Annotated in this window: 5 protein-coding genes; 1 reads left to right on the top strand and 4 read right to left on the bottom strand. The window is 46.0% G+C overall.

The features are described from left to right. Nucleotides 1-377: 377 nt before the first annotated feature. On the top strand, nucleotides 378-1,043 hold the full coding sequence (locus tag BUE31_RS30135; RefSeq protein ID WP_073407643.1) for a Type 1 glutamine amidotransferase-like domain-containing protein: 666 nt from the start codon (nucleotides 378-380) through the stop codon (nucleotides 1,041-1,043). Nucleotides 1,044-1,302: 259 nt separating this feature from the next. Here BUE31_RS30135 and BUE31_RS30130 read toward each other — a convergent pair whose 3' ends face one another. The 4 genes from BUE31_RS30130 to BUE31_RS30115 all read right to left on the bottom strand — a co-directional run bounded on the left by BUE31_RS30130 (nucleotide 1,303) and on the right by BUE31_RS30115 (nucleotide 6,382). Beyond that, a complete protein-coding gene (locus tag BUE31_RS30130) occupies nucleotides 1,303-1,638 on the bottom strand; it encodes a hypothetical protein (RefSeq protein ID WP_073407642.1) in 336 nt (111 codons plus the stop codon). Nucleotides 1,639-1,681: 43 nt separating this feature from the next. Further along, nucleotides 1,682-3,253 carry a hypothetical protein gene (locus BUE31_RS30125; protein WP_073407641.1) on the bottom strand — a complete coding sequence of 524 codons (1,572 nt, stop codon included), beginning with the start codon at nucleotides 3,251-3,253 and terminating at the stop codon, nucleotides 1,682-1,684. Nucleotides 3,254-4,328: 1,075 nt separating this feature from the next. Then, nucleotides 4,329-5,195 carry an alpha/beta fold hydrolase gene (locus BUE31_RS30120; RefSeq protein ID WP_073407640.1) on the bottom strand — a complete coding sequence of 289 codons (867 nt, stop codon included), beginning with the start codon at nucleotides 5,193-5,195 and terminating at the stop codon, nucleotides 4,329-4,331. Nucleotides 5,196-5,464: 269 nt separating this feature from the next. Continuing rightward, nucleotides 5,465-6,382: a TIGR01777 family oxidoreductase gene (locus tag BUE31_RS30115; protein ID WP_073407639.1), complete on the bottom strand. Its 918-nt coding sequence runs from the start codon at nucleotides 6,380-6,382 to the stop codon at nucleotides 5,465-5,467. Between the last annotated feature and the right edge of the window lie 19 nt (nucleotides 6,383-6,401).

Genomic DNA, 6,401 nt, shown 5'->3' with positions numbered 1-6,401 from the left:
ATGGAACGCATGAAGAAAAGCGAAACACGCTGATTATAAACCAATTACATAAACCCATCAAGAAATATTCAATTACGGAACGCTTGATTACCAGGTATTTACAATGTGTAAAAATGTAGTGTGCTGATAATGAGATCATTCCATAGCGTTCCGGGTGTTCCGCTGTGAAAAATGGAACGCTTGCGGTAATTTGCGGGGTGTGCAAAAAGCCGCAGACAATCATGCGGCATTCTGCAAAACATAAACAACGGCAGAAGATGTTGCATTAAATATTTCGCAAATTTGATTTATCTTCAATCTTTGAATTAACATCGGTTATTAACAAATACGATGCGGACTTATCAAACAAAACGATGATATAACCAAAGCAAGAAATTATGAAAATGCTTCTCACTTCCGCCGGCATTAGCAACGCAAGCATCCATAACGCCCTGGTTGAACTCCTGGGCAAACCGGTTGCCGAGTCGAGCGCCCTTTTTGTCCCTACCGCAATATACGGAATCCGCAATGGTGCCGATATCATACGAAGGGTGATCTGCGGAACATTAGGCGACCCTTTCTGCGAAATGGGGTGGAAGTCGATAGGCGTGCTGGAACTTACGGCCCTGCCCAGCATCAAAAAGGAGCTTTGGGTACCCATGCTGCAGGAAACCGACGCCTTACTGGTTGGCGGCGGCGACTGCCAGTACCTATGCTACTGGATGCAGCAGTCGGGATTGGCAGACCTGTTGCCGGCGCTGCTGCACAAGATGGTGTACGTAGGCCTGAGCGCCGGCAGTATGATAATGACCCGCTTTGGAACAACCTACGGCAACCATACGCTGCCGGCTGAAAGCGATAAATCATTGGGACTGGTTGATTTTGCTATACATCCGCACATGGACCATGAGTGGTTCCCGGAGAATTCCCTTGCCAGCCTGGAAAAGCTGGCCGCTACCCTACCGGTGCCGTCATATGCAATTGACGATCAGACGGCTATTAAAGTAACAGACGGCGGTGTAGAAGTTGTGTCGGAGGGGCATTGGAAGTTGTTTAACCCTTGAGATCCCTTCGTGGTGTAGAATGGCGCGCAAGCTAAAGAAGTGGGAGTTGATGCCCATGTTGGTCTTGTGACCAACATGCGATAATCTGCATGGTGTGCAAAAAGCCGCAGATAATCATGTGGTATTCTGCAAAACACAAACATTGTCGGTTATTGATGACAACACCAACAACGGCGGAGAAAGGCCGGCATCCCATCGAACGGATACCAGCCATTCAACCCCATTATTTACTATCCGGGCTACCGGAAATGTTTCCTTACTAATTCTCCGGGCAATTGCGGCTGATCCAGTCGGCAACAGATGCAACCTGGTCATCAGTAAAAAAAGGCGGGCCGACAGCGGGCATCCGACGGTAACCGCCAAAAGGGGCTTTCAAAATGCTGATAAGCGTAGATCCGTCCGGATTTCCCGGAATAAGCACGCGGAGCCTGCCGCCTCCTACCACAGGTACATTACCGGTAGTGAATTGCTGATAAGTCATGTGTTCCCAGAAAACGCCGTGCGGCGCACCGTCGGTATCGTCATACTGGCCGTTGTCAGTAATTACCTTGGTAAGGAAATTCTGCAACTCTTTGTAAGAATTAATTTTTGTCATGATGTGGTTTTATTGAATAAGATTTAGTGTACAATTGGCATAATTAGTGCTTTGCTTTTTTCGGTTCCGGTGTAAGCAGTTTTTCAAGTTCCTGCATCTGCTTACTTTGCGGATGGCCCGCCGCCCGTAAGCTTTTGAATAATAATGCCGGGTCGTTTGGAATTTCCGGTTTCGGACCGGCATGGTTAAACATAGTAAAAAGGAAATCGGCGTTATTTCTTGCTATATCATGACAGTTCATGCAGCCGGTGGAAATCAGCGACTGCTCGTATGTTTCCATCGTAATGTTCGCGAAAGAGGTGGAGTCGCTTTTTGGCCTGGGGTTTGCCGGGTCGTCATTATTTTTAGCACCGGGAATAGTATTCTTAGCCTTGCCGTTCATATCGGGCTTATTGGGGGGAGTAGGCCACTGTGTCATTACCAGCTTGTAATATTGCCCCACAGAGCCTGCATCTTTCAGCGCTTTCTGGTAACGCGCATTAGCCATTTTGGTATACTGGTTAAGCGGTTTGACACGGCTCAGGTTAAAGAATTTAGCAGGCCAGGTTAACGAAGGCAGCAGCACATTGGGGTTCGGGCCTGTAATATCGGCAGTATCGGCGCCCGCCCTGTTATAATTGTAAGGTGCTTCCGCCCCTTCTTCCCCACTAAGGTTATCTACCTGCTCGTATGTCGACCAGATCCATTGCGGGCGTGTTGGGGTCTTTTGCACTATGTGCATCCCTACCAGGCCCACTAACCGCTTCGTATATTTAAAATCGCCTTTAGGATCCTGGTCCATTACCCATGCCATGGTTGTATAATAACGCGCACGCTTTGCATCGCTCAGGCCTTCCATATCCATCCACGCAGTTTTTACGTCTATCGCCCCGTTTTGAAATCTAAGGCCGTCTTTAAGGTTTACTTTTAAGAACCATTTTTTGCCCTTTATCTCGTTAAATTCATTTTCGTTATAACCAGTAAGCACCATGGTATATTTATCATTCGACGTGGCTACCGGGCCATTAAGCTCGCCTGCAACCATACCCGCCTGCCCCAGGAAATCCAGGTGATTGTAGGAGCCGAGGACAATCTCGCCGAATGCGGGTGTAATACGCGCCGGGTTTTTAGCATCATACACATTCCAGTCCGAAGGTTCAGATGCATCCGGCTGGAATACTTCAGATACCGATTTATAGGTTTCGAACACGCGCGGCCCCGGGTCGGTAATTTTCTTTGAGCTGTCGGCTACTCCCCTGGCGCCTTGTTTCGCGGGCCATGTAAGCGCAACAAAAATCCTCCACGAGTAATCGTTAAAAAAAACAATCGGCTGCACTTTGGTACCTGCAGGAATCTGTACATCGCCGGGAATAACAGGTGACAAAACCGTTGCCGGCGTATCGGTTTTGGCAACAGCGGTAGTATCAGCAGCAGCCGATGTTGACTTTGAGCTGTTGTTACACCCCGTAATGAAAACAGATACCATGATAACGAGGGATAAAAACACCTTGTTTGCGGCGCCGCCTTTTTTTAAGAGCGCGGAGTTTCCTTCATGAAAATACAGGTTCAGCCCATCCAATAAGGGGCGAATAGCAATAGCGAATGTTTGTTTTGTGCGATCGGGTTTAGGTTTCATGTTATAAGAGTTAGGATTACTCAAAGCTAAGCTTTTGTTTGCCAGTTGCAACTTTTTCCGAAATAATTTTTACGGTAAAAGTTTGTTCAACTTAAAATATGCAATACGTTAAAAATAGCCCCCGTTTGGTTTAAGCGCATCTTTTTGCATTCTATGGACGATTCACAAGCCCCGAGGCAGCGGCATAGTCTGGCTAATTTGATGCCTATGTTGGCCGCAACACCAACTATGACAGAAAAATCATCAAATTTTGGCAAACTCAAAAACTGAAACACATTGATTATCAGCAATTTAAACCAATTCACCCATTGATAAAATTGAGAAACAACTGATAATCAACATGTTTCACTGCGTTCCGGGTGTTCCGTGTGTAAAAATGGAACGCTTGCGATAATCTGCATGATGTTCAAAAAGCCGCTGACAACCATGCGGCATCCTGCAAAACACAAACATCGTTGGTTGTTGCTGACAACACCACAGGTGTTCGAAAGATTTATAACCCTTCATTTTCATTGCCACAACGCTAAAAAATTACCAGAGACGTAGTCTCGGCCTATATTGTAACAACGGATTTTAATCCGTTGGCCATAAAAAGCAGATAAAAAAGAACCATAGGTTCGGCCCATATAAATTCATGCAAAATGGTAAATGCTTCCTAACATCGATATGCACCGTGCCGACGGCACTCCGTATGTGTGATATGAGTCCTCAACGGGTTGAAACCCGTTGTTACAAGATGGATCGAGCCGAAGGCTCTTACTGTAAGGGCCAATGAATCTTTCGAACACTCTTAGTGACAACACAAACAAGGGCAGAAAACCCGTCAATTTTAGTCAACTAAAAAACCGGAATACATTGATTATAAATAAATTACAGCTGAATATTCAAAACCTTCAATTTTGTATCTGCTGATTATCAGATACTTCCATTTTGATAAAAATTAGAACCACTGATAATGAGCGTGTTTCACAGCGTTCCGGGTGTTCGTGTGCAAAAGTGGAACGCTTTGCCGTCTTTGTCTCTCCGTGTTAAAAATTTTAAAGCAAAGTTCACAGCGGGTTAAGTTTTAAAATACTTACTTTTCCAACGCAATCTTCACCTCTTTAACCAAATCAACAATCATTTCCGGTGATTTCAGGATGCGTTCCTGCCCCGTGCCTTCATAATGCCTGGCATTAACAGATGGATGAGCGTTTAAAAACTCCTGTAGGTAAGGGTAGGGAGCAACAAGGTCGGCATTATCATAGGCCAGCCAATGGTTTGGCTCTATATCAAATAAATATTGCCGGTTTAAATTATAGTACGAAGCAGGGTAACCAAACAACACCTCAAAGCTTTCTAAAAATTCATCCTGCGCCGGCTGTTGAACACCGGCGGCATTCATACTTGCTTCAAAATTTTCTTTCAGGCGCACAAGCGGGGTGAGGCTTACCAGCAATGATGGCGCAATTTCCGTTTCCTTAATCGCCATCACATTGGCCATAGCCCCCAGCGAATGACCGATCAAAACATCCGGCTTTCCATATGCTTTTATGATAGCTTCAGCAGCCAGTATAAACAATAACAGGTTTGATAACTCAGCTTCCGAGCTTCCGTTACCAGGCGCATCAAAGGCAATTATCTCTACGTCTCCTATTTCTCTTAGCGCTGTAATTATATCGCCAAAGTCTGCCGCTTTTGAACCCCAGCCATGGGTGATGAGTATTTTATGTTTACCGTTGCCCCATTTAAAACCGTTAAAGGTTAGTTGTTTTTTGGCGAAGTAATCATCGTTTACTTTTAAACTGAAATGCTCAGCTTCATTCAGCAACTGTTCCTGCTGCAAACGCACCTGCATTTTGGGTGAGTAACAGATCAGTTGCCAAACCAAATCATTAAATCCGGCTGAGTTGGCCGCAGCAATTTCTTTTGTTTGGGTGATGATCTGTTTTAGTTTTTTCATAGATGATAAAATTAATCAAAAAGGATTCACTTTCCAGACACAATGGCGATCTTCTAACACTGAAATGACAAGTATTTCCCCATGTCATTGCGAGCGCAGCGTGGCAATCGCGAACTATACAGAGCGAACAGAAAAGTGTAGATCTTGCACCGGCGGTTGTGTACAGCGTGCGATTGCCGCGCTGCGCTCGCAATGACATGTTTTTCTGTCCCCGCAGGTTCTCCTGAAAGGGAATCTGCGCCGCGTGCCAGGTATGTAAGCGGCTTAATTCATGCCAAGATCTCCCTCACCGCCCCCTTCGCATCTCCATATTCAAACTCAAACCCGCTATCCAGTAATCGCTTTGGCAAAACCCAACGGCTTTTTAATATCAGCTCGCTTTCGGTACCGATAACTACAGAACCCATTTCCAGTAGCCATTTGGGAGCTGGCAAGCCAAAAGGCATTCCAAAGGCTTTGCGGATGATGTGCATCAGCGCTGCATTTTTTACCGGGTTAGGTGCGGTACAATTAAACACACCTTCCAGATACGGGTGATCCAGCAGCCATTCCGTTGTGCGGGCGGCATCATGCTCGTGCACCCATGAAACGTATTGCTCCCCATTGCCCTGCATGCCACCCATACCCAGCTTTACCAGGTTAAGCAGCCGCGGAAAAACGCCGTCTTCACGGCCAAGCACAATCCCCATCCGCAAAGCTACCTTCCGCGTTTTTGGTGTTTCATATTTATTAAAAGCCGCTTCCCACCGGTTACAAACATCAACAGAAAACCCAGTCCCAATTTCGCCCGTTTCTTCGTCCTGCGGGCGATCCTCCGCATGGCGATAAATAGTTGCAGAAGTTATATTGATCCAGAGCTTTGGCGGCTCAAAAAGATCCCGGATCACCTCACCCAGCAGCTCCGTTGGCTGCAATCTTGAAGCAAAGATCTCCGCTTTGTTTTTTTCGGTATAGCGGCAGTTTACATTTTTGCCGCAAAGGTTTACCAACATGTCGGCATTCACCAGTTCGGTGGTCCATTTGCCGCGGGTTTTGCCGTCCCAGGTAACGGTCCGGATATTTTCTTCTTCCTGTTTTTCATGGCGGCTTAATATCACCACCTCTTCCGTTCTATCTTTATAATAATTGGCCAAAACATTACCGAGGTAACCATTACCACCGGCAAGGACTATCTTTTTGTATTTCATTTTTTTAATTGATTGGGTT

This window comes from Mucilaginibacter sp. OK098 (assembly GCF_900142915.1).
Classification (GTDB): domain Bacteria; phylum Bacteroidota; class Bacteroidia; order Sphingobacteriales; family Sphingobacteriaceae; genus Mucilaginibacter.
The sequence above is the reverse complement of the archived record's forward strand: the minus strand, read 5'-3'. Positions and strand labels throughout refer to the sequence as shown.

Bases quoted from the DNA above. Each gene is read 5' to 3' on its own strand.
- BUE31_RS30135 (WP_073407643.1), top strand. From the start codon at position 378: ATGAAAATGCTTCTCACTTCCGCCGGCATTAGCAACGCAAGCATCCAT.
- BUE31_RS30130 (WP_073407642.1), bottom strand. From the start codon at position 1,638: ATGACAAAAATTAATTCTTACAAAGAGTTGCAGAATTTCCTTACCAAG.
- BUE31_RS30125 (WP_073407641.1), bottom strand. From the start codon at position 3,253: ATGAAACCTAAACCCGATCGCACAAAACAAACATTCGCTATTGCTATT.
- BUE31_RS30120 (WP_073407640.1), bottom strand. From the start codon at position 5,195: ATGAAAAAACTAAAACAGATCATCACCCAAACAAAAGAAATTGCTGCG.
- BUE31_RS30115 (WP_073407639.1), bottom strand. From the start codon at position 6,382: ATGAAATACAAAAAGATAGTCCTTGCCGGTGGTAATGGTTACCTCGGT.